Here is a 26,438-nt window from a genome sequence, read left to right on the forward strand (position 1 = left end):
TGTTCCGGCACGCCTGAAGTCCGCTAAGGCCAGGGTTTGGTCCGGTTGCCGGTTTGGCCGAGGGGAGACCCGTGCAGACGACGCTGCTCGGATTGGCGATTGCCTTCATCATTGCGCTGCTGGCCGCGCTGATCGGGCCTTACTACGTCGACTGGAACCAGTTCAGGCCCCAGTTCGAGGCGGAGGCTGGCAAGATCATCGGCGTGCCGGTGCGGGTCGCGGGGGAGCTCGACGCGCGGCTGTTGCCGGCGCCGACGCTGCGGCTGCGCCAGGTCACCTTCGGCGGCAACAACGATCTCGGCCGGCTGCGTGCCGACAAGCTCGACGTCGAGTTCAGCCTCAGCTCCCTGATGCGGGGGGAATGGCGCGCCACCGAGCTTTCGGTGGGCGGCATGGCGGTCGATCTGGGCCTCGATGCGCGGGGGCGGGTCGATCTGCCCTCCACCGCGAGCGGCACCTTCAATCTGGCCTCGCTGGCCATCGAGCGGCTCAATCTCACCGGCCGCATCGCCCTGCACGATGCCGCCAGCCGCTCGACGCTGGAGCTGAACGACATCGCCTTCTCCGGCGACGTTCGCTCGCTGGCGGGCTCGGTGCGCGGCGACGGCCGCTTCACCGCCAACGGGGTGCGCTATCCGTTCCGCGTCTCGTCCGGTCCGAGCCCCGACGGCACTGCCACCCGTCTCCACCTCAACATCGATCCCGGCGAGCGCGCCATCCTCGCCGATCTCGAAGGCGTGCTCGCCTTCGACAATCGCCTGCCGAAATTCGAGGGCGCGCTGACGCTGGCCGTGCCCGCTGCGAAGAAGGCCGGCGAGGCGGGGCCGACGCCGTGGAAGCTCACGACCAAGCTGAAGGCGGAGCCGGCCGGTGCCAAGTTCGAGCAGATCGACGCGAGCTTCGGCGCCGAAGACAGCGCGCTGAAGCTCGGCGGCGTCGGCGACCTCAAATTCGGCGCCTCGCCGCTGCTGCGCGCGGTGCTGTCGGCGCGGCAGGTCGATGCCGACAAGCTCGCAGCCAAGAATACGGACAAGGACGATGCCGAGCCGCTGCGCATCCTGCCGGCGCTGCGCGCAGGCCTCGCCGCGATTCCGCAGGCGCCGATCCCGGCCCAGATCGAGTTCAACTCCGACCAGATCATGCTCGGCGGCCGTCCGCTCCAGAACATCACGGCCGAACTCCAGACCGACGGACGGTCCTGGACCTTCCAGCGGCTCGAGCTGCGCGCGCCCGGCATGACGCAGCTCTCGCTCAACGGCGCAACACCGGGCGCCGACAGTTTCAGCGGCCGCCTCAGCGTCGAATCCTCCGATCCCGATACGCTGGTGGCCTGGCTCCAGGGCCGCAGCGAGATCAACCGCCGCAGCACGCGGCCGCTGCGCCTTGCCGGCGACGTCATCGTCGCCGCCAATCATCTCGCCGTCGACAAGCTCAAGGCCGACATCGAAGGCGGCACCGTCGAAGGGCGCATCGCCTTCGTGCAGTCAGGCGCGAGCAAGGGCTCGCGGATCGACGCCGACCTCAAGGCCGACCGTCTCGACCTCGACGCGGCCGCAAGCTTCGTGCGCGCGCTCGCGGGACCGCAAGGCGAGTGGCCGGAAGAAGCAAAACTCTCGCTCGACATCGGCCGCGCGATCTCCGCCGGCCAGGAGCTGCGGCCGTTCGCGGCCAAGCTTGCCTACGGCCCCGCATCGCTGTCGCTGGAGCAGCTGCGCTTCGGTCAGGCCGGCGGCGTCACCACCGAGGCGAGCGGCAGCTTCGACCGCGCCAAGGCCACCGGCAAGCTCGCGCTGAAATCCTCGGCCAATTCGCTGCGCGAGCTCACCGCGCTGATCGAGCCGTTCGCGCCTTCGGTCCGCGCGCGGCTCGATGCTCTTCCGCCGCTGGCCGGCGCGACGCGCCTCAAGCTCGATCTCAGCCTCGACAAGAATGCCGAGCATGCCGATCGCAGCAATGCCCGCGCCGTGCTCGATCTCGACGCGCCGCAGCTCAAGGCGACCGCGACGCTGGCCGCGCAGATGCCGGCAGCCGCCATCGGCGGCATCGATCTCAACCGCCTGCAGAGCAGCGACTTCACGCTGGACTCGAAGGTGTCGACGCCGCAGGCCGGCGCGCTGCTGGCGCTGCTCGGGCTCGATCGCGTGGTGGCCGCAGGCGAAGGCGCCTCGCAGTTCGAGGGCAAGCTGGCCGGTGCCTGGCGGCGGCCGTTGCAAGTGAGTGCAAAGCTCAGTGGCGGCGGGCTGGATGCCGACGCGCAAGGCAGTGTCGAATTGTCGGAGCCGAAAGGCAGCGTGAATCTGCGTGTGCGCAACGTCAATCTGGCGCCGCTGCTCGGCGTCAGCCGGACCGACAAATCGGCGCAGAACGTCAGCCTGTCCTCGCGCGTCGGGCTTTCAGGCAATCGCCTGACCTTCGACGATCTCGACGGCAATGCGGCCGGCTCGCATCTGCGCGGCCATCTGGCGGTGATGCTGGATTCCGACAAGAGTGTCGACGGCGAAGTCGGTCTCGATACGCTCGATCTGGCGCCGGCGCTCGCGATGGCGATCGGCGCAGCCGGACACGATGCGAGCGACCCCCTGGGTGGAGGGCTCATCACCGGCTGGCGCGGCCGGATCGCCTTCCAGGCGTTGCGCGGCACGTTGCCCGGCGGCATCGAGCTGCGCCCGTTCGGCGGCACGATCCGCAGCGACGGCCAGTCGCTCGCGCTCGATGCGCTGAAGGGCGGCGTTGGCGGCGGCGAGATGTCGGCGAGCTTTGACGCGCGCAACGGTGCCAATGGCCTTGCTCTGAACGCGCGCATCGAGCTCGGCAATGTCGATGCAGCGGCGCTGCGCTACCGCGATCTGGCGCTGCCGAAGGGGCGCGCCTCAGTGCAGATGGCATTGACCAGCCAGGGCCGCAGCGTCGCGGCGCTCACCGGCGCGCTCGCTGGCAACGGCACGGTGACGCTGGACTCCGCGGAAATCAGCGGCCTCAATCCGCGCGCCTTCGAGATCGCGATCCGCGCCAGCGACGGCGGCCAGGTCTCAGACGACAACCGCTTGCGGCAGCTGGTCGAGCCCGCGCTTGCCGCCGCGCCGATCGCCGTGGCTTCCGCGCAAATCCCGTTCACGATCCGTGATGGACGCTTGCGCGTCGGCGCGACTCCGCTGGAAGCCAAGAACGCCCGCGCCATCGTTTCCGGCGGCTACGACATTCCCGCCGACCAGGCCGACATCCGCGCCAGCCTGACGCCGATCATGACCGGCCTCTCCGGCGCCCCGCCGGAGATTCAGCTGTTCGCGGCGGGGCCTCCCGACAAGCTCAATCGCACGATCGATCTTGCGCCGCTGTCCTCCTGGCTTGCGGTGCGCACGATCGACCGCGAGACGCGCCGGCTGGATGCCATCGAGCGCGGCGAGCCACCGCCGGCGACGGCGGCGCTGCCGACGCTGGTGTCTCCTGATCCGGCCCCCGAGCAGGCGCCCGCCAATGTGCCGCTGCCGGGCCAGGATCCGCGCCGCGCGCCGTTGAAGCCAAAGGCGGCGCCGACGCCGAAGGCCCCGCAGGCCGCCCCCGCCGCGCCGAGCCCGCCGCTTGCCAGCCAGCAGCTCGCGCCGCTGCCGCCAGCCATCGACGTCAGGCCTGCCCCGGGTCCGCCGCCCGCAAGACCAAAGCCGAAGCCGCCGCTGGTGCTGACGCCGCAGAATCCGTGAGGTTTCCTTGTCATGCCCGGGCTTGTCCCGAGCATCCACGTTCTTCGTGTCGTGCGGCAAGGCGTGGATGGCCGGGACAAGCCCGGCCATGACGCAGGAGAGGCTTTCGGTGCCTCTGGTCTCTGGACGACTGCAAGTCTGTGCGTCCGTAAACCCATTCCCTCGCATTTGAATGAATTTTGCCCGGCAAAACTGATTTGCCGATTTTACCGAATTCTCGCGTTTCAACTCTAACGTCGCTTCAGAGGAATTCGGCGTCGCGTCAGTTGAGACGCAACGGTTCGCAAAAGAACGGCCAAGAACTGGGGTGATCGAGATGAACGGGGCGAAATCGCTTCTGCAGGATCTGGACGACGCGATCGCGCGCGGCACCGATGAGAGCCGGGCGAAGGCGTTGTGGCATGCGACGGACATTCTGATCACCGGCCGCTACAGCGACGACGAGATCAGCACGTTCGGCGAGGTGATCGGCCGGCTCGCCGAGGAGATCGAGGTCGCCGCGCGGGCGCAGCTGTCGGAGCTGATGTCGGCTTGCGACCACGCTCCCTTCAACGTCATCGAAAAGCTCGCGCTCGACGACGAGATCGAGGTTGCCGGTCCCGTGCTGCGCGACTCCAACCGTATCGACGAGAAGATGCTGATCGAGAGCGCCCTGACCAAGAGCCAGTCGCATCTGCTGGCGATCGCCCAGCGCAAGTCGATCGGCGAGGCTGTGACCGACGTGCTGGTCAAGCGCGGCAACCAGGAGGTCGTGACGTCGGTTGCGAAGAACGAGGGCGCGCGCTTCTCCGGCTCGGGCCTCTTGCACATGGTCCGTCGCGCCGAGGGCGATTCGATCCTTGCCGAGCAGCTCGGCCTGCGCAAGGACGTGCCGCGCCACGTCTTCCAGCAGCTGATCTCGAAGGCCTCGGAAGACGTCCGCCGCCGCCTCGAGACCGAGCGGCCCGAGATGATGGCGCAGATCCAGAGCTCGGTGACCGAAGTCACCGGCGATCTCCAGTCCAAGTTCGGTCCGTCCTCGCGCAGCTATTTCGTCGCCAAGCGCGTGGTGACGACGCAGTACCGCCAGGGCAATCTCAATCAGGACTCGATCTCGAATTATGCACGCCAGCACCGCTTCGACGAGGTGCAGATCGGCCTGTCGCTGCTCTCCTCGCTCCCGGTCGACGTGATCGAGCGCGCGCTGATGGACCGTAACCGCGAGATGATCCTGATGTTGTGCAAGGCGCTCGACTTCTCCTGGGATACCACGATGTCGCTGCTGTTCCTCGGCGCCAAGGATCACCTGATCACGGCGCGCGAGCTGCAGGACAACGAGCGCGAATACGGTCGCCTCAAGATCGAGACTTCGCGCAGCATCTTGAAGTTCTACCAGTCGCGCAAGACCGGCACGGGTAACGACGCGGGCCGTCAGCCCGAGCTCCAAGTTCACTGACAGGTACACTAAAGACAGGGGAGTATCTGCAATGTTGCCTCAATTCGGCACTGCCGTTCGCAAGAAGAACCTCACCAGCGTCGCCCCCGCCGAGATCGGCGGCGGAGCGCCGGACAAGGCGTCGGTGGACGCGGCCTGGCTCGTGCTGGAAGCCGCCAATGACCTCGGCGACCATGCCGCGATCGACGCCTGTCGCCGCGTCATCGACGCCGAGCTGACCGGCACGGCGGCCCGCAGCGCGGATGTCGATCTCGTGTTGGGATATTTCCGGTAAGGCTCCCAGCCCTTCGGAAAGGCCGTCCCGTCAGGGCCGAGATCAACAGGAACCGGAGCGTTGCGATTCTGAATCGAGCTGAAGGTTCGACTTTGCTGTGCTCAACGCGGCGGCCAGCTCGTCGATGTGGTAAGGTTTCGCCAGGATCTGGATGCCGGCCCGCTGCGCCTCATGGACCGAAGCTTCGGCGTATCCGCTGGTCAGCAGCACCGGGATGTCGCTTCGCCTTTTCTTGATCTCCCGGGCGAGCTCGACCCCGTTCATGCCGCCCGGCATCATGATATCCGAAAAGATCAGATCGACGGAGCGGCCATCAGCCAAGGCGCCGAGCGCAGCGGCGGCGCTGGCGGCACGCGTGACTTCGTAACCGAGCTGGCCGAGCATCTCGCCCACGAGGGCGGCAACCTCGTCGTCGTCTTCGACCAGGAGGATTCGGCCATGATTGCTCTTCTTCGGCCGTATGCGTGTGAGGTCGATGAGATGTCGCTCTTTCGAAGGAACGTCGAACGATCGCGGCAGGTACAGCTCGATGCTGGTGCCGCGGCCGACCTCCGACTGGATTCGGACAGTGCCCCGTGACTGCGTGGCAAATCCATGGACCTGCGCGAGCCCGAGCCCCGATCCCTTGCCGACGTCCTTGGTCGTGAAGAACGGCTCGAATACGCGCGACAGGATATCCGGAGCCATGCCGATGCCAGTGTCGACGACGGAGAGGCGGACATAATCACCCGATATCGGATCGTCTTTCAGGCCGGGCAAATTTTCCCCGCGGACGACGATCGTCCCGCCGTTGGGCATGGCGTCGCGGGCGTTGACGGCGAGGTTGAGGACGACCAGTTCGAGCTCCCCGGGATCGACCTCGACCGGCCATAGCGAGTCCGGGAAATCGAACTCGACGTGGACGTCCCCCCTCAGGCTGCGATCGAGCAGTTCCCGCATGCCGCCGATCTGTGCGGCAACGTCGACGGGCTCCGGCCGAAGCTTCTGTCGGCGCGAGAATGCGAGGAGCTGCCTCGTCAGGCTGGCGCCACGCTGAGCGGCCTGGGTCATGCCGTCCATCAGGCGCCGGCGCCGGTTCGGATCGGTCTGGCGGTCGAGCATGTCGAGGCCGCCCGAGATCACCATCAGCAGGTTGTTGAAGTCGTGCGCGACGCCGCCGGTGAGCTGGCCGATGGCTTCGATCTTCTGAGCCTGACGAAGGGTCTCCTCGACGCGCGTGCGTTCGTTCATTTCGAGGCGAAGCTGTTCGTTGGCCTCTTCCAGCTCTCGCGTCCGCTCGACCACCAGCTTCTCGAGCTCCTGAGCGGTCTGCTCACGGGCCTGGAGCAGGGCCCGGATTTCATATTGGCGCCGCCGCGCCCTCATCGCGGATTGAACCGCGCTGGTCAGCGTGATCGGCTGCACCGGACGTTCGAGCAGCGAAACGTTTCGCAGGAGGTCGACGATGCTGCGTCGCCATGCAACGACAGCCGGTTGCTCCCGGTGGCTGGTGAGGACGACAAAAGGCAGGTCGGACCATGGCGGCTGGTTCGCGATCCATTGTGCGAGCGGCGCCGTGTCATTGCCGAACAATCCCTCTTCGGCCAAGAAAACCGCTCCAACGCCACCCTTCATCTCGGCAACGAGTTCGGGCAGACTTCGGCAATTGACCGCTTCCAGGCTCGCGCCGCGAAAAAGCTCCGCCGATGCCGGTCCGTCGCGGCCGATCGGGGCGAATATCAGAACACGGTTGTCCCGGTCGGCGCTCATTCAGCCGGTCCTTCCGGCAGCACCGTGCCGGTATAACGGGGATTGCCGGAAAAAATGCCGCTGAACTCCTGCAGAGGCGGACCGAGCCTGATCCCCGTGCCGCCGAGCCGGAACTCGCGGATGCTGTGCTCGTGGTTGCCGCTGCGCTTCTTGACGACGGAGAGCGCGCGCCGCACCGTTCCGCCAAACTCGAAATAGCGCAGCATCACCACTGCATCGCTCAGATAGCTGATATCGAGCGGCGTATCCATCGGGCCGACGAGCCCATGCTGGGCAAGGATCAGAATCGTCAGCACGCCTTGCTGGGCCAAATAGCTGAGGAGTTCGTGCATTTGCAGGATGAGGAAGCGCTCGTCCGGCATCGCGTTCAAATAGCCGTTCAGGCTGTCAATGATGACAACCCTGGCGTTGTCGATCTCGACGCTCCGGCGCAGCGTCGCCGCGAACTCTCCGGGCGACAATTCGGCAGGATCGACTTGTTGGAAGCGGATTTTCTCGGAATCCAGATGTTCCTGCAGAGGCAGGCCCAGTGTCCGAGCACGTGCTTCGATCGTCCCACGGCCTTCATCGAAGGCGAAGAACACGGCGTGCTCGCCGCGTTCCGCCGCCGCGATGGCATAGGCCAGCGCGAGGGAGGACTTGCCGACACCGGCAGAGCCGAGGAGAAGCGCGTTGGTGCCGCGCTCGAGCCCGCCGCCCAGCAGTTGATCGAGCTCGGCGTTACCGCTGGACACGAACTCGCCGTGGAACGCCTTGTGATGCTCGGCTGCGACGAGCCTCGGGAAGATCCGCAAGCCACCTTGCGAGATCGTAAAATCGTGGTACCCGCCGCGAAATCGAATGCCGCGCATCTTGATCACGCGAAGCCGGCGCCGCTCCGCGCCGTAATCGATAGCCATTTGCTCGAGCATGACGACGCCGTGTGCGATCGAATGCAGCTGCAGATCGTCCTGGGAGGAGGACAGATCGTCGAGCAGCACGACAGTGCAGTTGCGGTTGGTGAAGAAGTGCTTCAAGGCCAGCACTTGGCGCCGGTAGCGCAGCGGGTTCTGGGCCAGCAGGCGCAGCTCGGACAGGCTGTCGAGCACGACGCGGGTAGGATTGATCCGCTCGACCTCTTTGAAGATCAGGCCGGTCGTTTCGCTGAGCTCCATCTCCGCGGGATGGAAGACTGTGAGCTCCCGGTCGGGATCGAGCGTCGTCTCGGGCGGGACCAACTCGAAAATATCGACGCCTTGCAGAGACCAGCCGTGCCGATGCGCGACAAGCTCGAGCTCCCGCCGTGTCTCTGACAGCGAGATATAGAGCACACGCTCACCGTCGCGCACACCCCGGAGAAGGAATTGCAGCGCGATCGTGGTCTTGCCGGTCCCCGGCCGTCCCTCATAGAGGTACATCCTGTTGGGGTCCAGGCCGCCGCCGAGGATGTCGTCCAGACCCTCGCTGCCTGTCGAAATTCTCGGCAAATCCTTGAGGGCACTGGCCGGAGCAGCCCCTGATGGATCAGTCATTGAACCCCCTCAGCATGTCTTGGAAGAGCGCTGGCCCACAGCATCGATGGGCCGGGACCGGGACCAAAGTAGGCCCGTAGAAGGAACTCTTTAGCAGCGGCCCGGTTCCCGGCGAGCCGTTTCCAAGGGTCGCGCCGGACTGCTCTCGGCCTGGGTTCAAAATTGAACACGGGCAGGTTCAGTCGGTGCGGCCGATCCACTCACCGAGACGTTCACTGGCCAATGCCACGACGCCGTTTTGCCCGACGAGGCAACCGCGCGGAGCTTCGGTCGGATGACCTTCGTGTCAAACTTAAGTCGTTGATTTCACAACCCCGCCTACTGTGCATGGGGTTGTTTTCGCGGTTTTAGTTTCGGAGGGGCTATCCAGCCCCGAGCGCGACCGCGACGTTGTACGTCAAAAGGCTCGCGGCATAGGCCAGCACCAGCATGTAGGTGAAGGTCACGGCCATCCAGGTCCAGCTGCCGGTCTCGCGCCGGATCACGGCCAGCGTCGAGGCGCATTGCGGTGCGAAGATGTACCAGGCCAGCATCGACAGGGCGGTGGCGAGCGACCATTTCGTCGCCAGCACCTGGCCGATCTGCTCGGCCGCTTCCTTGCCGCCTTCGATCGCGTAGACGGTGCCGAGGGCTGCGACCGCGACCTCGCGCGCCGCCATGCCCGGGATCAGCGCGACCGCGATCTGCCAGTTGAAGCCGACCGGGGCGAGCAGCGGCTCGAGCGCCTTGCCGATCATCGCCGCAAGGCTGAAGTCGATCGCTGGATCGGTCGCGCCCGCCGGCGGCTGCGGGAACGAGGCCAGGAACCAGATCAGCACCATCATCGAGAAGATCGTGGTGCCCGCGCGCACCAGGAACATCTTGGCGCGGGTGTAGATGCCGATCACGATCGATTTCAGCCGCGGCATCTTGTAGTCCGGCAGCTCCAGCATGAACGGCGCCGGCGCATAGTCGCGCAGCATGAAGAACTTGATCAGGAACGAAACGGCCAGCGCGCTGACGATGCCGCAGGCATAAAGCCCGAACATCACGAGACCCTGGAGGTTGATGAAGCCCCAGATGTCCTTTGCCGGAATGAAGGCGGAGATGATCAGCGTGTAGACCGGAATGCGCGCCGAGCAGGTCATCAGCGGCGCGATCAGGATCGTGGTCAGCCGGTCGCGCTTGTTGTCGATCACGCGCGTCGCCATGATGCCGGGAATGGCGCAGGCAAAGCTCGACAACAGCGGAATGAAGGCGCGGCCATGCAGGCCGGCGCCGCCCATGATGCGGTCCATCAGGAACGCGGCGCGCGCCATGTAGCCGAAATCTTCCAGCAGCAGGATGAACAGGAAGATCAGGATGATCTGCGGCAGGAACACGATGACGCTGCCGACGCCGGAGATCACGCCGTTCTGCAGGAAGCTCTGCAACAGGCCGTCGGGCAGGGTGGCCTGCACCAGCTCCCCGAGCGAGTCGAAGCCGGACTTGAGCAGGTCCATGGCCGGCTGCGCCCAGGCGAACACCGCCTGGAACATCACGAACAGGATCAGCATCAGCACGATGAGACCACCGACGGGATGCAGTACGACCGCGTCGATCCGCGCGGTCCAGGTGTCGGGCCTCGTAGGCAGGCTGACGCAGTCGGCGATGATGCGGTCGGCCTCGCGCTGGGTCGCGCGGAGTTCGGAGACGCTGAGCGCACGCCAGCTGTTGGCCTCCGCCTCGGCGGCGAGCTTGGCCGAGATCTCGTCGGTCAGCTTCAGGAGGTCGGCCGTGCCGCCCTTGCGCACCGCGATCGAGGTGACCACGGGCAGGCCGAGCTCCTTGGCGAGCCGCTCGACGTCGACGGTGATGCCGCGGCGGGCGGCGATGTCGAACATGTTGAGCACGAGCACCATCGGCCGTCCGGTGCGCTTGAGCTCGAGCAGCAGGCGGATGGTCAGCCGCAGATTGGTGGAATCGGCCACGCACAGCACGAGATCGGGCACGGTCTCGCCGGAGGCCTTGCCGAGCACGAAGTCGCGGGTGATCTCCTCGTCCGGGCTGCGGCCGCGCAGCGAGTAGGTGCCGGGCAGGTCGACCACCGACACCTGGCGTCCCAGGGGGGTGACGAAGAAGCCTTCCTTGCGCTCGACCGTGACGCCGGGATAGTTCGCGACCTTCTGCCGGCTGCCGGTCAGGGCGTTGAACAGCGACGTCTTGCCGCTGTTGGGCGTGCCGACCAGGGCGAGATGCAGCAGGGGTAATTCCATGTGATCAAAGGCCTGGCAAACGGCTTGGCGAAAGGCTTGTCGAAAAGCCTGGGATGAGGCGTCCGGTCGCCATCTAGGCGACGATGACGGCCATGGCCTCGCGTCGTCGGACCGCGATCGTGATGCTGTCGACCCGCACGGCGATCGGATCGCGCCCGACCAGCCCCTCGTGCAGGACCTCGACCCGGGCGCCCTCGACGAAGCCGAGCTCGATCAGGCGGCTCTCGAGTTCGATGTCGGAGAGCGCCGAGCCCGCCTCGCGCGCGGACAGGTGCTGGATGACGCCGGTATAGCCGCGCTGGGCCAGACCCAGCGGCATATGCGGGCGCGTGTCATTATTGGTGTCGGTCATGCCCTGTATTTTCAACGCAAGGCATTGAGGTCAAGCGAATGCGCTCGTTGAAACCGCACCTTAGAGTGATTTTAAAGTGCGGGCGGCGGGGCGCCCTCGAAGGCGCCCCCGACGGCTGGCTATTGGGCCGGGACCTTGTCCGGCTGGGCGGCCATGGCGCGGCTCTTGAAGTAGTCCAGGACGAACAGACGGATCGCCGACGACAGATTGCCCTGCTGGCGGTTGTTGTCGATCTCGCCGACCAGCTCGGACAACGTCATGTTGCGCAGGCCGGAGATCTCCTTCATGCCGTTCCAGAACGCCTCTTCCAGGCTAACGCTTGTCTTGTGCCCGGCGACGACGATCGACCGTTTCACGACGGGCGACTTCATGGCTGCTCCTCGCGATCGATCTGATGCTGATCCAGGTGCGCCTTCGCCTTGTCCGCGCGCGTCTGCTCCGCCGACCGGTCCGCCTTCGTGCGCCCGAACTTCGTCCGGTTGGCCTCCGCCTGCTTCGCCGAGGCTTGCCGCTCGGCGCGCTTCCTGAAACGATTCAGGTTGATGACGTTCCCCATGTCGCGTCTCCATCATCCGATCCTCTTCAGGCTGGATGAAACATTCCGTAACAGGGTGCCGCGTTGCGCCCCACATGACTTGATCGCCATTCGCTCGTCCTCGTCAATCGGCCCCTTGGGCCATCAAAGGATGAAATTGGCCCCGTCGAGGGGGCAGAAGGGCTGCGTAGCACGCCGTCCCGCCAGAACATTGACGGTAATCAAATCCCGCCCCCAAAGCCGCACATTTCTAAGGCGTGGGGGTCCGTATCATTACGGATGGCAATCGGAATTCGGAATTTTATCCCGGGCTGGTCATCTTCTCGGGGCGCACCAGGCGATCGAACTCGTCGGCCGAGACCAGGCCGAGGCGCAGCGCCTCCTCCTTCAACGTGGTGCCGTTGGCATGAGCCGTCTTGGCCACCTTGGCGGCGTTGTCGTAGCCGATCTTCGGGGCGAGCGCCGTCACCAGCATCAGCGAGCGCTGCATGAGCTCGTCGATGCGCTTCTCGTCGGCACGGATGCCGCTGACGCAATGTTCGGTGAAGGATCGCGCGGCATCGGCCATCAGGCGGATCGAGTGCAGCATGTTGTAGGCGAGCACGGGCTTGTAGACGTTGAGCTCGAAATGGCCCTGGCTGCCGGCCACCGTGATCGCGGTGTGATTGCCGAACACCTGGCAGCACACCATGGTCATCGCCTCGCATTGCGTCGGGTTGACCTTGCCCGGCATGATCGACGAGCCCGGCTCGTTCTCCGGCAGGATCAGCTCGCCCAACCCCGAACGTGGGCCGGATCCGAGCAGGCGGATGTCGTTGGCGATCTTGAACAGGCCCGTCGCCACCGAATTGATGGCGCCGTGCACCAGTACATAGGCATCGTTCGAGGCCAGCGCCTCGAATTTGTTGGCGGCGCTGGTGAAGGGGAGTTTCGTGATGCCGGCGACATGCTTTGCGAACAGTTTTGCAAAGCGCGGCTTCGAGTTGAGGCCGGTGCCGACGGCGGTGCCGCCCTGCGCCAACGGATGGAGGTCCTTCACCGCGACCTTGAGCCGCGCGATGCCGCTTTCGACCTGAGCGGCATAGCCGGAAAACTCCTGGCCGAGCGTCAGAGGCGTCGCATCCTGGGTGTGGGTGCGGCCGATCTTGACGATTTTCGCGAACGCCTTCTCCTTCTTGCGTAGCGCGCGGAGCAACTCGTTGAGCGCAGGGACGAGGTCGGCGTTGATGCGGCTTGCGGCCGCGATGTGCATCGCGGTCGGAAACGAATCGTTCGACGACTGGCTCATGTTGACGTGGTCGTTGGGATGCACCGGCTTCTTGGCGCCGAGCTCGCCGCCGAGCAGTTCATTGGCGCGGTTGGCGATCACCTCGTTGAGGTTCATGTTGGTCTGCGTGCCGGAGCCGGTCTGCCACACGACAAGCGGAAAATGATCGTCGAGCTTGCCCTCGATCACCTCGCGCGCGGCGCGGATGATGGCACCCGCGCGGCGCTGGTCGAGCAGGCCGAGTTCAAGATTGGATTGCGCGGCGGCGAGCTTGACGATGCCGAGTGCGTGCACGAGCGCGATCGGCATGCGATCCGTTCCGATGCGAAAGTTCTGGCGCGAACGTTCGGTCTGTGCGCCCCAATAGCGATCGGCGGGGACCTCGATGGGGCCGAAACTGTCGGTCTCGGTGCGGGTCGCGGGGCGAGCAGTTTTGGGGCGAGCAGATTTGGCCATGAGCGCATCCATTCCGCCGCGCGAAACGCCGCACGGCCTCTTCATGTGCCTCTATATAGGGAGTTTGGCCGGGCGCGACGGGCTCCGGCCCAATCTAGATCATTTCTTGCGGAAACGATCGAGCCGCACGACTTCGGCGCCACCCTGGTTCGGGGCCGCCGGCTCTTCCGTGCTTTCCGCCGCTTGAGCGGCAGGCGCCGGCACCGCGACCGCGGACGGGGCAGGAGCGGCGGGCAGCGTCTCGGGCGCGACCTCGGCGACGTCGGAGGTGTCGAACTGAAGGCCGAATTTCACGGACGGATCGAGGAAGCTCTTGATGGCGCTGAACGGCACGATCAGGCGCTCCGGAATGCCGCCGAAGGACAGGCCGACCTCGAAGCGGTCCTCGAGCACGGTCAGATCCCAGAACTGGTGCTGCAGGATGATCGTCATCTCTTCCGGATATTGCGCCAGCAGCCGCGACGACAGCTTCACGCCCTCGGCCTTCGACACGAAGGTGATGAAGAAATGGTGCTCACCGGGCAGTCCATGGGACGCGGCATCGGTCAGCACCTTCCGCAGCACGCCGCGCAGCGCGTCGCGGGCCAGCACATCGTATCGGATATGATCGGTCGCCATGGTCGTCCTGTTGCATTGCAGGAGTGGGGCCCTGCCGGCCCGACTCGCCAAGCCGCGATAGTACCGCGCCTGACGGGTCAGCAGGAGTCCCGTCGGGCAGGAAATCGCCGGGGTAGGAATAAGGTAAGTGGAGGCTTCTGTTGCCAGGTGCCTCCGAACCCCGCCTAACGGAGCTTAACCCGTTAGGACTTTAAGATGGTCTTTCAAACTGCGTTACGCAGCCTGAGCAACCGGAGCAAAGTTGTCGTTGGCAACTATTGCAGTAGCCCGATAACGGCGGAACAATACCGGGAAAAAGCACGCCCTTTACGCCCTCGTCGATCCTATTTCGCCCCCGCCAAAGCCCGCTTCCGGAGTGTCCGTTGGTGGGCTTTGGTGGAGGCGCCGGGTACCGCCCCCGGGTCCGAATGGTTTATTACGACGACCGTTTATTTCCATAGCCGGCGAACCGGCACCCCCAATATAGGGGGCAAAGGTTTCAAATGACAGGTGTTTCGAGCGGCCATCCCGAGGTTCCCTTGAGATAGGTTCCCGCCAGGCTTGGCCGCGTCACGGCCGCCGTTCTAAGCTTCTGACATGTCCGAGGATTCTGCACCGGCCCCACAAGAGCCGGACCATCCAGCCGCTGCCGCCGTGCCGCCCGGGCTGCTCGACCTGTTCCTTGCTTTCGCCCGGATGTCGCTGGCGGGCTTCGGCGGGGTCTTGGTGTTTGCCCGGCGGGCCATCGTCGAGCAGCACCGCTGGATGAATGCGGACGAGTTCAACGAGACTTTTGCGCTCTGCCATTTCCTGCCAGGGCCCAACATCGTCAATCTGTCGATGGTGTTCGGCGCGCGGCTGCGCGGGATTGCCGGTGGCGTTGCCGCCTTCGCCGGCTGCTGCTGCCGCCGACCCTGATCATGACGGTGCTTGCGATCATCTATGCCCGGTTCGGCGATGTGGAGGTGCTGCGGCGGATCCTCGCAGGCGTCTCCTGTGCGGCGGTCGGCCTTTTGATCGCGGTGGTCTTCCGCATGATGAAGCCCCTGCTGAAGCGGACGGACCCCCTCGCGCTGATCCTGATGCTCGGTGTGTTCCTCGCCATCGGCGTGCTCCGCCTGCCGCTTCCGACGGTGCTGCTGGCCGCGATCCCTGTGAGTGTCGGCGCCACTTATTTCCTGCGACGGAAAGTAGCAGCATGAACGCCGAGAATCCGATCTGGGCGCTGATCGCCACCTTTGGACTGATGTCGCTGTTCGCGGTCGGCGGCGCCGCGGCGGCGGTGCCCGAGATGCACCGCATCGCGGTCGAGGTCCATCACTGGATGACCGAGAAGCAGTTCAGCGATGCCTATGCGATCGCGCAACTTTCGCCAGGTCCTAACGTGCTTATCGTGACGTTAATCGGCTATGCCGTCGCCGGCATTCCCGGCGCTCTGGCGGCGACGCTGGCGATGTGTCTGCCGACGGCGCTGCTTGCCTATTATGTCAGCCGGCTCCTCAACAGGCCGAGCCGATCGCGCTGGCCCGGCCTGATTCAGGCTGCACTGGTTCCTCTCTCGATCGGATTGATGGCGGCGAGTGCCCTGATCCTGGCCCAGTCGACCGATCGCACAATTGCTGCACTGCTTCTGACCGCAATAGTTGCGGTCATTGTATCGGTCTCGCGCCTCAATCCACTCTGGCTTCTGCTTGTCGGGGGCCTGTTGGGTTTTGCTGGCATTGTGTAATGAAAATCGCTAGGCAGTGATCCGGGCGGGGGATCCAGTTCCAGCCGATTTAGAACAACAGTGCTCGTGACTTACGGGTCGCGGAGGAGACATGCATGGCCGACACGATGGGCCACTCAACGACGGCCACCCGAAACACCCGGTTGGCGGTCGGCTTTTGTCTGCTGGCGATTGCGCCGCAGATCTTCGAATTGATCTGGTCGATCGGGACGATCTTCGGATGGGGTACCGGCCGCGGCCCGGCCGCCGTGGTGATCGGCCACGCCACGGCGTTGCTCGCCGGCGCGCCAGGAGCGTTGATCGGTGCGGCCAGCGGTGACACCAAGAAGGCGTCATCGGATGTGCTGCTCGCGCTGATCTATTCCTACCCGCTGTTCGTGGTGGCTATTCTCACGCTGTTCATGACGGTCCGGTCGGCGCAGGATTATGTCGGAGGCGTCGTCCTCATGGCGGTTGCCCTGTTCGCGCTGTGGGCCGGGAGCGATTTGCAGGGCATGCGGGGCTTCTCCTTCGGCGCAGGCACCGCGCCGCGCATGTTCGGCGGATTGCTGGTTGCCTTGTCCGCCGGCATCGCCCTGACCGGTCTTCTGACCGATGGGCCGGCGATGGCCCATTATGCCTGGCGAGGACCATTGTTCGTGGTGGCCGCGATCCTGTTCTTCGCTTTGGCGATCCGGCCGCTCGGCGTCGTGGTCACGGCCTTTGTCAGCTTCATGATCGCCGCGATGGGCTCGGAGGAGACGCGCTGGCGTGAAGCGGCGATCGTCGGCGCCTGCCTGACGGTAGGTTGTGCGATCCTTTTTCCATACGTGCTCGGGCTGCCGATGCCGATGTTTCCGCGTTTCCTGAATCAGTGAGGGCGTGATGGACCTTTTTGCCAACCTCGCTCACGGCTTCGTCGTCGCGCTCTCGCCGATCAACCTGCTGATGTGCCTGATCGGCGCTCTCGTCGGCACGCTGGTCGGCGTTCTCCCGGGCATCGGCACCATCGCGACCGTCGCGATGCTGCTGCCGATCACCTTCGGACTGCCGCCGGTCGGCGCCTTGATCATGCTCGCCGGCATCTATTACGGCGCCCAGTATGGCGGCTCGACCACGTCGATCCTGGTCAACATACCCGGTGAGGCGACGTCGGTCGTCACGGCCATCGACGGCCACCAGATGGCGAGGCAAGGCCGCGCCGGCCCGGCGCTGGCGATCGCCGCGATCGGCTCGTTCTTCGCCGGCTGCGTCGCGACCGTGCTCATCGCCGTGCTCGGCGCGCCCCTGACCAAGCTCGCGCTGGCGTTCGGTCCGGCGGAGTATTTCTCGCTGATGGTGCTCGGCCTGATCTTTGCGGTCGTGCTGGCCAAGGGCTCGGTGCTGAAGGCGATCGCGATGATCGTGTTCGGCCTGTTGCTGTCGATGGTCGGCTCGGACATCGAGACCGGCGCCTCCCGCATGGCCTTCAACATTCCGGAGCTCGCCGACGGTCTCGGCTTTGCGACGGTGGCGATGGGCGTCTTCGGCTTTGCCGAGATCATCCGCAATCTCGACGCCGGCGCCGAGATGAGCCGCGATCTCGTGCAGCAGAAGATCACCGGCCTGATGCCGACCAGAAAGGATCTGATCGATTCGGCGCCCGCGATCCTGCGCGGCACCGTGCTCGGCTCGATCCTCGGCATCCTTCCCGGCGGCGGCGCGACGATTGCGTCGTTCGGCGCCTATACGCTCGAGAAGAAGCTCGCCAAGAACCCGTCGCGGTTCGGCCGCGGCGCGATCGAGGGCGTGGCGGGGCCGGAGAGCGCCAACAACGCCGCGGCGCAGACCTCCTTCATCCCGCTGCTCACGCTCGGCATCCCGCCGAACGCGGTGATGGCGCTGATGGTGGGCGCGATGACCATTCACGGCATCGTGCCGGGCCCGCAAGTGATGCAGAAGCAGCCGGACCTCGTCTGGGGCATGATCGCCTCGATGTGGATCGGCAATCTGATGCTGATCATCATCAACCTGCCGCTGGTCGGAATCTGGGTGAGACTGCTGCGCGTGCCGTACCGGTTGATGTTCCCCTCGATCGTTATCTTCTGCGCGATCGGCATCTATTCGGTGAACAACGCGCCAGTCGACGTCATCCTTGCCGGCGTGTTCGGTCTCGTCGGCTACTGGCTGATCAAGCACGATTTCGAGCCGGCGCCTCTGCTGCTCGGCATGGTGCTGGGACCGTTGATGGAGGAGAACCTGCGCCGTGCGCTGCTGATCTCGCGCGGCGACTGGAGCGTGTTCCTGACGCGTCCGTTGTCGGCGGTGCTGCTGGCGGTCGCTGCGGCCCTTCTCGTCCTCACCGTGCTGCCAGCGCTCCGATCGAAGCGCGACGAGGTGTTCACCGAATCCGAGAACTGAGGTCGCGCTCCTGCGTCGGCACGCCGCATTCGGAAGTCCAATCGACTTGTGTTACGGCTTTGTGAAATGGAAATGCCGGCCCTTGGGCCGGCATTTTTGTGTCCAAAGGGGATCGACATGACCTTCATTCGCGCGCTCACGGGCGCATGTGCCGCGGCGCTCGCCTCGCTTTGCACGTTCGTTGCGCCAGCCGAGGCGCAGACCTACCCGACCCGCAGCATCACCATGGTCGTGCCGTTCGCGGCCGGCGGCCCGACCGACGTCGTCGCGCGCATCGTCACCGCGCACATGGCGCAGACGCTCGGACAGAGCATCATCATCGAGAACGTGGTCGGCGCCGGCGGCACCACCGCGACCACGCGCGCCGCGCGTGCGGCCAATGACGGCTACACGCTGATCACCGGGCACATGGGCACGCATGCCGCCTCCGTGCCGCTCTATCCCAAACTCGCTTATCATCCCGAGAAGGACTTCGAGCCGATCGCGCTGCTCGCGGGCACGCCGATCCTGATCCTGGCGCGCAAGGACTTTCCGGCGAAGGACCTGAAGGAGTTCGTGACCTACGTGAAGGCCAATGCCGAGAAGGTCAACGCCGCGCATGCCGGCGTGGGCTCGGTCTCGCACGTCTCGTGCGAGCTCCTGCACTCGATCCTCGACATCAAGCCGGTCGGCGTGCCCTTCAACGGCACGGGACCTGCGATGAACGCGCTGGTGGCAGGCCAGGTCGACTACATGTGCGACCAGATCGTCAACGCCGTGCCGCAGATCAACGCCGGCACCATCAAGGCCTACGCGATCGCAACGCCGGAGCGCAATCCGTCGCTGCCGAACGTGCCGACGACGGCGGAAGCCGGCCTGCCGAAATTCCAGGCCCAGGCCTGGAATGCGATGTTCGCGCCCAAGGGAACTTCGGCCGCGATCGTGGCCACCCTGACCGCCGCGGCCAGCAAGGCGCTCGACGACGAGACCGTGAAGAAGCGCCTGCTCGAGCTCGGCAGCGTCATCCCGACCCCTGCGGAGCGCACGCCGGAAGCGCTGGCCACCCTCGTCAAGAACGAGATCGCGAAGTGGACCCCGGTGCTGAAGCCGGCCACTTAAGCTGTACTTTCAAGCTGATAGGCGAGGGGCGGGACGCCGAGTTCCGCCCCTTGTCGTTTGCGCCGAGACCACTCATTTTTCCGGGTATAATCGGTACGGACAGCGAATCGCCGCTGTTGCAGCGCGGGGGCGGTCGCTAAGTTCGCCGCCTTCCCAAAGGCATAGTCGCACATGCACCAGTATCAGGACCTGCTCGAGCGGATTCTTTCAGACGGCGCGGAGAAGACTGATCGCACCGGTACCGGCACGCTCTCGGTGTTCGGCCATCAGATGCGCTTCAATCTGTCCGCGGGCTTCCCGATGCTGACCACCAAGCGGCTGCCGCTGAAGGCGATCGTGCACGAGTTGCTGTGGTTCCTGAAGGGCGACACCAACATCAAATATCTGCGCGACAACGGCGTCACCATCTGGGACGAGTGGGCGGATGCCAATGGCGATCTCGGCCCGGTCTACGGCCACCAATGGCGCTCCTGGCCCACGGCCGACGGCCGCAGCATCGACCAGATCGCCAACGTCGTTGACATGATCAAGCGCACCCCGGACTCCCGCCGGCTGATCGTCACCGCCTGGAATCCCGCCGACGTCGAGAAGATGGCGCTGCCGCCCTGCCACCTGCTGTTCCAGTTCTATGTCGCGAACGGCAAGCTGTCGTGCCAGCTCTATCAGCGCTCGGCCGACGTTTTCCTCGGCGTGCCCTTCAATATCGCCTCCTACGCGCTGCTCACCATGATGGTCGCGCAGGTCACGGGCTTGAAGCCCGGCGACTTCGTGCACTCGCTCGGCGACGCCCATCTTTATTCCAATCACCTGGAGCAGGCGCGGCTGCAACTGACGCGGACGCCGCGTCCGTTGCCGGTGATGCGGATCAACCCTGACGTGAAGGACATGTCGTCCTTCCGCTTTGAGGATTTCGAGCTCGTTGGCTACGACCCGCATCCGCACATCAAGGCGGAAGTCGCGGTCTGACTCGGATGTCGCTCAACATCCGCCGCGTGCGCCCGGGTGAAGCCGGGCTCGTCCTCGATTTCATCCGCGAGCTCGCCGAGTACGAGAAGCTCTCGCATGAGGTCGAGGCAACCGAGGCCGATATCGCCGACGCATTGTTCGGGGACAGGCCGCAGCTCCACTGCGCGATTGCCGAGTGGAACGGTGAAGCCGTCGGCTTTGCGGTCTGGTTTTCGAACTTCTCCACCTTCAGCGGCCGCCACGGCATCTATCTCGAGGATCTCTACGTGCGGCCGTCGCATCGGGGCAAAGGCCTCGGCAAGGCGCTGCTGGTCTATCTCGCGAAGGAATGCGTCGACAACGGCTGGTCGCGGCTGCAATGGGCGGTGCTCGATTGGAACGCGCCGTCGATCGCGTTCTACAAATCGCTTGGCGCCGTCATGATGGACGACTGGACGCTGTGCCGCGTCACCGGGCCGGCGCTGACACGGCTTGCCGGGAGCTCTGCCTGATGGAGATCGTCTTCGTCGTCGCGATCGCGGAGAATGGCGTCATCGGCGCGGGCAATGCGATGCCGTGGCGATTGAAGTCCGACATGGCGCGCTTCAAGGCGCTGACCATCGGCAAGCCCGTGATCATGGGCCGTAAGACTTTCGAATCGCTGCCCCGCCGTCCCCTGCCGGGCCGGACCAATATCGTGATCACGCGCGATGCGGCTTATCGCGCCAATGGGGCCGTCGTCACGACATCCGCCGCGGATGCCGGCGCGGTTGCGCTTGGCGATGCCCTGCGGCGTTCGGTCACCGAGATCGCGGTGATCGGCGGCGCCGAGATCTTCCGGCAATGGCTCGACCGCGCCGATCGCCTCGAGATCACCGAAGTGCATGCCCGGCCCGAAGGCGACACGCATTTCGACATCGACAAGGCGGAATGGGACGAGGTTGGACGCGTCCGCCATCCCGCCGGCCCCCTCGACAGCGCCGACTACTCCTATGTGACATATCGTCGGCGGCGCGGCCATTAACCGCTTTCGTCAATGTTTACATTGACTTTTTCGTGCCCGAGCATAGCTCGGAAGACGGTCAGGGCTGCGTTGTAAGGGACCTGCCTGTCCCCTATAAAGCCGGACCGGACAAAGCGGGCGGGGGCAATTCCACCCTGCCGAGGAGAGCGTCGAATGCCGTGGAAGAATCAGGGCGGTGGCCCATGGGGCTCGGGTCCAAAGGGACCATGGGGCTCAGGCCCGCAACCGGTCGGGCCGAGGCCGCCGGATCTGGAAGACCTTCTGCGCCGCGGCCAGGATCGCCTCCAGCAGATCATGCCGGGCGGCTATTTCTCCGGCATCGGCATCACGCTGATCATCCTGCTCATCATCGCGTTCTGGCTGCTGTCGGGCTTCTTCCGCGTGCAGTCCGAAGAACAGGGCGTCGTGCTGCGCTTCGGCAAGCATGTCCGCACCGTGGACCCGGGCCTGAACTATCATCTGCCCTATCCGATCGAGACCGTGCTGCTGCCCAAGGCGCTGCGCGTCAACACCATCTCGATCGGCATGACGCTGATCGACGATCCCGCACGGCGCGGCCGCTCCATCCGTGACGTGCCGGAAGAGAGCCTGATGCTGACGGGCGACGAGAACATCGTCGACGTCGACTTCACCGTGCTGTGGCGCATCAAGCCCAACGGCGTCGGCAATTTCCTGTTCAACATTCAGAACCCCGAAGGCACCGTGAAGGCGGTCGCCGAAAGCGCGATGCGTGAGGTGATCGGCCGATCGCAGATCCAGCCGATCCTGACCGGTGCGCGCAACGTTACCGAGCAGGGCGTCCAGGAGCTGATCCAGAAGACGCTGGACAGTTACGGGGCCGGCATCCAGATCAGCCAGGTACAGATGCAGAAGGTCGACCCGCCCGCGCAGGTCATCGACGCCTTCCGCGACGTCCAGGCGGCGCGCGCCAATCTCGAGCAGCTGCAGAACGAAGCGCAGACCTACGCCAACCAAGTCGTGCCGCAGGCGCGCGGACGGGCGGCGCAGATTCAGCAGGCCGCCGAAGGCTACAAGGAGCAGGCGGTCGCCGAGGCCAAGGGCCAGAGCGCGCGCTTCCTGAAGGTGTACGACGAATACAAGAAGGCGCCCGACGTGACGCGTGAACGAATCTATCTGGAGACGATGGAGCGCGTGCTCGGCGGCGCGGACAAGCTCGTCTATGATGGCGGCTCTTCGGGCCAGGGCATCGTGCCCTATCTGCCGCTGGGCGAATTGACCACCAAGCGGCCGCCTACCACCGGTCCGCAGTCGAGCGGAGGCAACCGATGAGGTCTCCGGTCACAGGTTTCGTCACGCTGATCGCGCTCCTGTTCGTCGTGGTCGTCGGCTACATGTCGCTGTTCACTGTGCAGCAGACCGAGCAGACCATCGTGCTGCAGTTCGGCCGGCCCGTCGACGTCGTCACCGCCCCCGGCCTGCACTTCAAGGCGCCGTGGAATTCGGTGATCAACATCGACAAGCGGATTCTCGACCTGGAGAACCCGTCGCAGGAAGCGATCGCGTCCGACCAGAAGCGGCTCGTGGTCGATGCCTTCGCGCGCTACCGCATCAAGGACGCGCTGCGCTTCTATCAGAGCGTCGGCTCGATCCAGGCTGCGAACATCCAGCTCACCACGCTCCTCAACGCGGCGCTGCGCCGCGTGCTCGGCGAAGTCACCTTCATCAACGTGGTGCGCGACGACCGCGAGAAGCTGATGCAGCGCATCCGCGATCAGCTCGATCACGAGGCCGACGGCTACGGCATCGAGGTCGTCGACGTCCGGATCCGCCGTGCCGACCTGCCGGAGCAGAACAGCCAGGCGGTCTATCAGCGCATGAAGACCGAGCGCGAGCGCGAAGCGGCCGAGTTCCGCGCGCAGGGCGGCCAGAAGGCCCAGGAGATCCGCTCCAAGGCCGACCGTGAGGCGACCGTGATCATCGCGGAAGCCAACTCGCAGGCCGAGCAGACCCGCGGTGCAGGCGATGCCGAGCGCAACCGCCTGTTTGCGGAAGCCTACAGCAAGGACGCCGACTTCTTCGCCTTCTACCGGTCGATGACCGCCTATGAGAACGGCCTGAAGTCGAACGATACCCGCTTCCTGCTGCGGCCGGACTCGGATTTCTTCCGGTACTTCAGCAACCCGTCCGGCAAGATGGCCACCGAGACGCCGGCGAAGCCGTAAGCTAGATAGAGGGCGGCGAATCTCGCCGCCCTTCGTCCAAACGAAAACAGCGTCACGGGAGGTTCCAATCCGATGAGGTCCATTGCGTTCTCCGATTTCCTCATCGGCTTGGGCATCCTGTTCGTGCTGGAAGGCCTGATGTTTGCGGCCAGTCCGAACTGGATGCGCAAGGCCATGAAGAGCGCCATCGCCACGCCGGACAATATCCTGCGGGTGGTCGGGATCGGTTCGGCGGTCGCCGGCCTGATCCTGATCTGGGTGATGCGGCGTCCGGTCTAGACCCTCGCACCAACGCCAAAGTGAAGCCGAAAGACGGGTTTTCGCCGTATTATCGGGGTCTTGAGGCCGTTAAGCTCCGTGCTTGCGCCGTCCCCCCGTTCGAGCGCAGTCTGGACCCGAATCCTTTTCTCTGGAGAAACCAATGCCCGCTGCCACCATTGCCCCGACCCGCTTGCGTTTAGGGCTGGCCGCGCTCGTCGTCAGTGCTTTCAGCGTGTTCGGCACGCCGGCAGAGGCGCGCGGACCGGATGGCATTGCCGACGTCGCCGAGAAGGTGATCGACGCGGTCGTCAACATCTCGACCTCGCAGACCGTCGAAGCCAAGGGCGGCGGCAGCAACACCATGCCGCAACTGCCGCCCGGCTCGCCCTTCGAAGAGTTCTTCGACGACTTCTTCAAGAACCGCAGGGGCCCCGGCGGCAGCAAGGGCGGCGACAACGGCAGCGCCCCGAAGAAGACCAACTCGCTCGGGTCCGGCTTCATCATCGATACCGCGGGTGTCGTCGTCACCAACAATCACGTCATCGCGGATGCCGACGAGATCCACGTCATCCTCAACGACGGCACCAAGATCAAGGCCGAGCTGGTCGGCGTCGACAAGAAGACCGATCTCGCCGTGCTCAAGATCAAGCCGCCGAAGCCGCTGGTCGCGGTGAAGTTCGGCGACAGCGACAAGCTGCGCCTCGGGGACTGGGTGGTCGCGATTGGCAATCCCTTCAGCCTGGGAGGCACGGTCACCGCCGGCATCGTCTCCGCCAAGAACCGCGACATCTCCTCGGGGCCCTACGACAGCTACATCCAGACCGACGCGTCGATCAACCGCGGCAATTCCGGCGGTCCGCTGTTCAACCTCGATGGCGACGTCATCGGCGTCAACACGCTGATCATCTCGCCCTCGGGCGGCTCGATCGGCATCGGCTTCGCCGTGCCGTCGAAGACGGTCGTGGGCGTCGTCGATCAGCTGCGCCAGTTCGGCGAGCTGCGCCGCGGCTGGCTCGGGGTGCGCATCCAGAGCGTCACCGACGAGATCGCCGAGAGCCTCAACATCAAGCCCGCGCGCGGCGCGCTGGTTGCGGGCGTCGACGACAAGGGCCCGGCCAAGCCTGCCGGCATCGAGCCGGGCGACGTCGTCGTCAAGTTTGACGGCAAGGACGTCAAGGATCCGAAGGACCTCTCTCGCGTCGTCGCCGACACGGCGGTCGGCAAGGAGGTCGATGTTGTCATCATCCGCAAGGGCCAGGAGCAGACCAAGAAAGTCACCCTCGGCCGCCTCCAGGATCCCGAGAAGGTGCAGGCCACGGTGAAGACCGACGAGCCGGCGCCGGAAAAGCCGGTGACGCAGAAGGCGCTCGGCCTCGATCTCGCCGCGCTGAACAAGGATCTGCGTACGCGCTACAAGATCAAGGACAGCGTCAAGGGCGTGGTCGTCACCAATGTCGACGCCAATTCCGACGCCGCGGAGAAGCGCCTCTCGGCCGGAGACGTCATCGTCGAGGTTGCGCAGGAAGCGGTCTCGAGCGGTGCCGACATCCAGAAGCGGGTCGATCAGCTCAAGAAGGACGGCAAGAAGTCGGTGCTGCTGCTGGTCTCCAATGCCGACGGCGAGCTGCGCTTCGTGGCGCTGAGCGTGCAGTAAGGCTGGCTTTTCGCTCCACACTCGCTGTCATGCCCCGCGAAGGCGGGGCATCCAGTACGCCGCGGCCTCCCCGTATCCCCGCTCTGTCTCTGGAATATTGGATCACTGCCTTCGCGGGTGATGACGGCGGAGGGGAGGTGGCTACCCCTCCACGAACTCCTCGCGCTTGTATCCCTGCGCATAAAGCAGCGCGGTGAGATCGCCATGATCGATCCGCGCGGCCGCCGCCGCCGCAACCGCCGGCTTGGCGTGATAGGCAACGCCGAGCCCGGCCGCCTGGATCATCGCGAGATCGTTGGCGCCGTCGCCGACCACGACCGAGTCGATGTCGTCGAGATCGAACGATTCCATCAGGTCGACCAGCGTCGCGAGCTTCGCCGCGCGGCCCAGAATCGGCTCCTTCACCTCGCCGGTGAACTTGCCGTCGCGCACGACGAGCTCGTTGGCGCGGTTCTCCTGGAAGCCGATCTTGGCCGCGACCGCGGTCGTGAACAGCGTGAAGCCGCCGGAGACGAGGCAGGTATAGGCGCCGTTGGCCCGCATGGTCGCGACCAGCGCGCGGCCGCCCGGGGTCAGCGTGATGCGCTTTTCCAGCACTTCGTCGACCGCGCTGGCGGGCAGGTCCTTCAACAGTGCGACGCGCTCGCGCAGCGCCGGCTCGAACTCGATCTCGCCGCGCATGGCGCGTTCGGTGATGGCGGCGACATGCGCCTTCACCCCGACGAAATCGGCGAGCTCGTCGATGCATTCCTGGCCGATCATGGTGGAATCCATGTCGGCGAGAAAAAGCTTCTTGCGCCTGAAGCCGACAGGCTGCACCACGATGTCAATGGGCAGGTCGCCGCGCAGCTCGCGCAGCCGCTGCTCGATGGCGTGGCGGTCGGCTTCGAGGTTACTGTCGGCACCGAAGGGGATATCGACCGCGACGCCGTCGAACAGCCAGTGTGCGGGCGATGCCTGCGGCAGCACGGCGCGGGCCCCGTCGACGATGGTGGATTCGAGCGCGGGATTGTCGGGGTTGCAGATCAGCGTGGCGACGAGGGACATTTGAGGTTTT

23 protein-coding genes, 1 other RNA gene and 1 pseudogene are annotated in these 26,438 nt (G+C 65.3%); 15 read left to right on the top strand and 10 right to left on the bottom strand.

The annotated features are described in order from the left end of the window. Positions 1 to 71 precede the first annotated feature (71 nt). The 3 genes from RPS27_RS20835 to RPS27_RS20845 all read left to right on the top strand — a co-directional run bounded on the left by RPS27_RS20835 (position 72) and on the right by RPS27_RS20845 (position 5,407). Entirely contained in the window at positions 72 to 3,698 is a 3,627-nt protein-coding gene (locus RPS27_RS20835; RefSeq protein ID WP_212067641.1) for an AsmA-like C-terminal region-containing protein, read from the top strand. Between the two features lie 316 nt (positions 3,699 to 4,014). Then, entirely contained in the window at positions 4,015 to 5,133 is a 1,119-nt protein-coding gene (locus tag RPS27_RS20840; protein WP_212067640.1) for a DUF2336 domain-containing protein, read from the top strand. Positions 5,134 to 5,164: 31 nt separating this feature from the next. Beyond that, positions 5,165 to 5,407 carry a hypothetical protein gene (locus RPS27_RS20845; RefSeq protein WP_211416343.1) on the top strand — a complete coding sequence of 81 codons (243 nt, stop codon included), beginning with the start codon at positions 5,165 to 5,167 and terminating at the stop codon, positions 5,405 to 5,407. A gap of 42 nt (positions 5,408 to 5,449) precedes the next feature. On the opposite strand, the gene RPS27_RS20850 is transcribed toward RPS27_RS20845, so the two are convergent. From RPS27_RS20850 to ssrA, 9 genes are all read right to left on the bottom strand, one after another. Next, on the bottom strand, positions 5,450 to 7,156 hold the full coding sequence (locus tag RPS27_RS20850; protein ID WP_211416344.1) for an ATP-binding protein: 1,707 nt from the start codon (positions 7,154 to 7,156) through the stop codon (positions 5,450 to 5,452). After that, the gene (locus tag RPS27_RS20855; protein WP_212067639.1) at positions 7,153 to 8,667 is read right to left on the bottom strand and encodes an ATPase domain-containing protein; all 1,515 of its coding nucleotides are present in this window, start codon (positions 8,665 to 8,667) and stop codon (positions 7,153 to 7,155) included. Before RPS27_RS20855 ends, RPS27_RS20850 begins: the two co-directional genes overlap by 4 nt. Before the next feature lie 362 nt (positions 8,668 to 9,029). After that, complete coding sequence (locus RPS27_RS20860; protein ID WP_212067638.1) at positions 9,030 to 10,901, bottom strand: ferrous iron transporter B; 1,872 nt, start codon at positions 10,899 to 10,901, stop codon at positions 9,030 to 9,032. Positions 10,902 to 10,974: 73 nt separating this feature from the next. Then, the gene (locus RPS27_RS20865) at positions 10,975 to 11,253 is read right to left on the bottom strand and encodes a ferrous iron transport protein A (protein ID WP_194403864.1); all 279 of its coding nucleotides are present in this window, start codon (positions 11,251 to 11,253) and stop codon (positions 10,975 to 10,977) included. A 119-nt stretch (positions 11,254 to 11,372) separates the two neighbouring features. After that, positions 11,373 to 11,624 (bottom strand): ribbon-helix-helix domain-containing protein, encoded by a 252-nt coding sequence (locus tag RPS27_RS20870; RefSeq protein ID WP_025038043.1) that lies wholly within the window; start codon positions 11,622 to 11,624, stop codon positions 11,373 to 11,375. Continuing rightward, positions 11,621 to 11,809, bottom strand: coding sequence for a DUF4169 family protein (locus tag RPS27_RS20875; RefSeq protein WP_194403863.1), 189 nt, complete (start codon positions 11,807 to 11,809; stop codon positions 11,621 to 11,623). The genes RPS27_RS20870 and RPS27_RS20875 overlap by 4 nt, the downstream gene beginning before the upstream one ends. A 280-nt stretch (positions 11,810 to 12,089) precedes the next feature. After that, positions 12,090 to 13,523, bottom strand: coding sequence for a class II fumarate hydratase (gene fumC / locus RPS27_RS20880; RefSeq protein WP_211416346.1), 1,434 nt, complete (start codon positions 13,521 to 13,523; stop codon positions 12,090 to 12,092). An 87-nt stretch (positions 13,524 to 13,610) separates the two neighbouring features. Further along, positions 13,611 to 14,129, bottom strand: coding sequence for an SspB family protein (locus RPS27_RS20885; RefSeq protein WP_212067637.1), 519 nt, complete (start codon positions 14,127 to 14,129; stop codon positions 13,611 to 13,613). Between the two features lie 126 nt (positions 14,130 to 14,255). After that, positions 14,256 to 14,621: a transfer-messenger RNA gene (gene ssrA, locus RPS27_RS20890) on the bottom strand. A gap of 84 nt (positions 14,622 to 14,705) precedes the next feature. Between ssrA and RPS27_RS20895 the strand changes: the two are divergent. From RPS27_RS20895 to RPS27_RS20950, 12 genes and pseudogenes are all read left to right on the top strand, one after another. After that, positions 14,706 to 15,310, top strand: a pseudogene (locus RPS27_RS20895) (chromate transporter). Beyond that, on the top strand, positions 15,307 to 15,837 hold the full coding sequence (locus tag RPS27_RS20900; RefSeq protein WP_212067636.1) for a chromate transporter: 531 nt from the start codon (positions 15,307 to 15,309) through the stop codon (positions 15,835 to 15,837). Before RPS27_RS20895 ends, RPS27_RS20900 begins: the two are co-directional and overlap by 4 nt. A 95-nt stretch (positions 15,838 to 15,932) precedes the next feature. Next, positions 15,933 to 16,694: a tripartite tricarboxylate transporter TctB family protein gene (locus tag RPS27_RS20905; protein WP_212067635.1), complete on the top strand. Its 762-nt coding sequence runs from the start codon at positions 15,933 to 15,935 to the stop codon at positions 16,692 to 16,694. A gap of 7 nt (positions 16,695 to 16,701) precedes the next feature. Further along, positions 16,702 to 18,216, top strand: a complete 1,515-nt coding sequence (locus RPS27_RS20910; RefSeq protein WP_246776340.1) for a tripartite tricarboxylate transporter permease — start codon at positions 16,702 to 16,704, stop codon at positions 18,214 to 18,216. A 117-nt stretch (positions 18,217 to 18,333) separates the two neighbouring features. Beyond that, complete coding sequence (locus RPS27_RS20915) at positions 18,334 to 19,314, top strand: tripartite tricarboxylate transporter substrate binding protein BugD (protein WP_212067634.1); 981 nt, start codon at positions 18,334 to 18,336, stop codon at positions 19,312 to 19,314. 171 nt (positions 19,315 to 19,485) lie between these two features. Beyond that, positions 19,486 to 20,280: a thymidylate synthase gene (locus tag RPS27_RS20920; RefSeq protein WP_212067633.1), complete on the top strand. Its 795-nt coding sequence runs from the start codon at positions 19,486 to 19,488 to the stop codon at positions 20,278 to 20,280. A 5-nt stretch (positions 20,281 to 20,285) separates the two neighbouring features. After that, entirely contained in the window at positions 20,286 to 20,771 is a 486-nt protein-coding gene (locus tag RPS27_RS20925; RefSeq protein WP_212067631.1) for a GNAT family N-acetyltransferase, read from the top strand. After that, entirely contained in the window at positions 20,771 to 21,283 is a 513-nt protein-coding gene (locus RPS27_RS20930) for a dihydrofolate reductase (protein ID WP_212067629.1), read from the top strand. Before RPS27_RS20925 ends, RPS27_RS20930 begins: the two co-directional genes overlap by 1 nt. 153 nt (positions 21,284 to 21,436) lie before the next feature. Then, on the top strand, positions 21,437 to 22,573 hold the full coding sequence (gene hflK, locus RPS27_RS20935; protein WP_211416352.1) for an FtsH protease activity modulator HflK: 1,137 nt from the start codon (positions 21,437 to 21,439) through the stop codon (positions 22,571 to 22,573). Beyond that, positions 22,570 to 23,466: a protease modulator HflC gene (gene hflC / locus RPS27_RS20940; RefSeq protein ID WP_194403851.1), complete on the top strand. Its 897-nt coding sequence runs from the start codon at positions 22,570 to 22,572 to the stop codon at positions 23,464 to 23,466. The genes hflK and hflC overlap by 4 nt, the downstream gene beginning before the upstream one ends. Before the next feature lie 72 nt (positions 23,467 to 23,538). After that, complete coding sequence (locus tag RPS27_RS20945) at positions 23,539 to 23,745, top strand: DUF2065 domain-containing protein (RefSeq protein ID WP_194403850.1); 207 nt, start codon at positions 23,539 to 23,541, stop codon at positions 23,743 to 23,745. A 142-nt stretch (positions 23,746 to 23,887) separates the two neighbouring features. Beyond that, entirely contained in the window at positions 23,888 to 25,381 is a 1,494-nt protein-coding gene (locus RPS27_RS20950; protein WP_212067626.1) for a Do family serine endopeptidase, read from the top strand. Positions 25,382 to 25,522: 141 nt separating this feature from the next. Here the strand turns inward: RPS27_RS20950 and serB are convergent, their stop codons facing one another. Then, entirely contained in the window at positions 25,523 to 26,428 is a 906-nt protein-coding gene (gene serB, locus RPS27_RS20955; protein WP_212067624.1) for a phosphoserine phosphatase SerB, read from the bottom strand. Between the last annotated feature and the right edge of the window lie 10 nt (positions 26,429 to 26,438).

The sequence above is a fragment of the Bradyrhizobium sp. WYCCWR 12699 genome (assembly GCF_032144035.1).
GTDB lineage: Bacteria > Pseudomonadota > Alphaproteobacteria > Rhizobiales > Xanthobacteraceae > Bradyrhizobium.

What these genes read in the sequence shown, in the direction of transcription:
- RPS27_RS20920 (WP_212067633.1), top strand. Translation starts at nt 19,486, where the DNA reads ATGCACCAGTATCAGGACCTGCTCGAGCGGATTCTTTCAGACGGCGCG.
- RPS27_RS20870 (WP_025038043.1), bottom strand. Translation starts at nt 11,624, where the DNA reads ATGAAGTCGCCCGTCGTGAAACGGTCGATCGTCGTCGCCGGGCACAAG.
- RPS27_RS20915 (WP_212067634.1), top strand. Translation starts at nt 18,334, where the DNA reads ATGACCTTCATTCGCGCGCTCACGGGCGCATGTGCCGCGGCGCTCGCC.
- RPS27_RS20910 (WP_246776340.1), top strand. Translation starts at nt 16,702, where the DNA reads ATGGACCTTTTTGCCAACCTCGCTCACGGCTTCGTCGTCGCGCTCTCG.
- RPS27_RS20925 (WP_212067631.1), top strand. Translation starts at nt 20,286, where the DNA reads ATGTCGCTCAACATCCGCCGCGTGCGCCCGGGTGAAGCCGGGCTCGTC.
- RPS27_RS20930 (WP_212067629.1), top strand. Translation starts at nt 20,771, where the DNA reads ATGGAGATCGTCTTCGTCGTCGCGATCGCGGAGAATGGCGTCATCGGC.
- RPS27_RS20855 (WP_212067639.1), bottom strand. Translation starts at nt 8,667, where the DNA reads ATGACTGATCCATCAGGGGCTGCTCCGGCCAGTGCCCTCAAGGATTTG.
- RPS27_RS20875 (WP_194403863.1), bottom strand. Translation starts at nt 11,809, where the DNA reads ATGGGGAACGTCATCAACCTGAATCGTTTCAGGAAGCGCGCCGAGCGG.
- serB (WP_212067624.1), bottom strand. Translation starts at nt 26,428, where the DNA reads ATGTCCCTCGTCGCCACGCTGATCTGCAACCCCGACAATCCCGCGCTC.
- RPS27_RS20900 (WP_212067636.1), top strand. Translation starts at nt 15,307, where the DNA reads ATGAACGCCGAGAATCCGATCTGGGCGCTGATCGCCACCTTTGGACTG.
- RPS27_RS20945 (WP_194403850.1), top strand. Translation starts at nt 23,539, where the DNA reads ATGAGGTCCATTGCGTTCTCCGATTTCCTCATCGGCTTGGGCATCCTG.
- hflC (WP_194403851.1), top strand. Translation starts at nt 22,570, where the DNA reads ATGAGGTCTCCGGTCACAGGTTTCGTCACGCTGATCGCGCTCCTGTTC.
- RPS27_RS20865 (WP_194403864.1), bottom strand. Translation starts at nt 11,253, where the DNA reads ATGACCGACACCAATAATGACACGCGCCCGCATATGCCGCTGGGTCTG.
- RPS27_RS20840 (WP_212067640.1), top strand. Translation starts at nt 4,015, where the DNA reads ATGAACGGGGCGAAATCGCTTCTGCAGGATCTGGACGACGCGATCGCG.
- RPS27_RS20845 (WP_211416343.1), top strand. Translation starts at nt 5,165, where the DNA reads ATGTTGCCTCAATTCGGCACTGCCGTTCGCAAGAAGAACCTCACCAGC.
- RPS27_RS20860 (WP_212067638.1), bottom strand. Translation starts at nt 10,901, where the DNA reads ATGGAATTACCCCTGCTGCATCTCGCCCTGGTCGGCACGCCCAACAGC.
- RPS27_RS20905 (WP_212067635.1), top strand. Translation starts at nt 15,933, where the DNA reads ATGGCCGACACGATGGGCCACTCAACGACGGCCACCCGAAACACCCGG.
- RPS27_RS20885 (WP_212067637.1), bottom strand. Translation starts at nt 14,129, where the DNA reads ATGGCGACCGATCATATCCGATACGATGTGCTGGCCCGCGACGCGCTG.
- RPS27_RS20850 (WP_211416344.1), bottom strand. Translation starts at nt 7,156, where the DNA reads ATGAGCGCCGACCGGGACAACCGTGTTCTGATATTCGCCCCGATCGGC.
- RPS27_RS20950 (WP_212067626.1), top strand. Translation starts at nt 23,888, where the DNA reads ATGCCCGCTGCCACCATTGCCCCGACCCGCTTGCGTTTAGGGCTGGCC.
- fumC (WP_211416346.1), bottom strand. Translation starts at nt 13,523, where the DNA reads ATGGATGCGCTCATGGCCAAATCTGCTCGCCCCAAAACTGCTCGCCCC.
- hflK (WP_211416352.1), top strand. Translation starts at nt 21,437, where the DNA reads ATGCCGTGGAAGAATCAGGGCGGTGGCCCATGGGGCTCGGGTCCAAAG.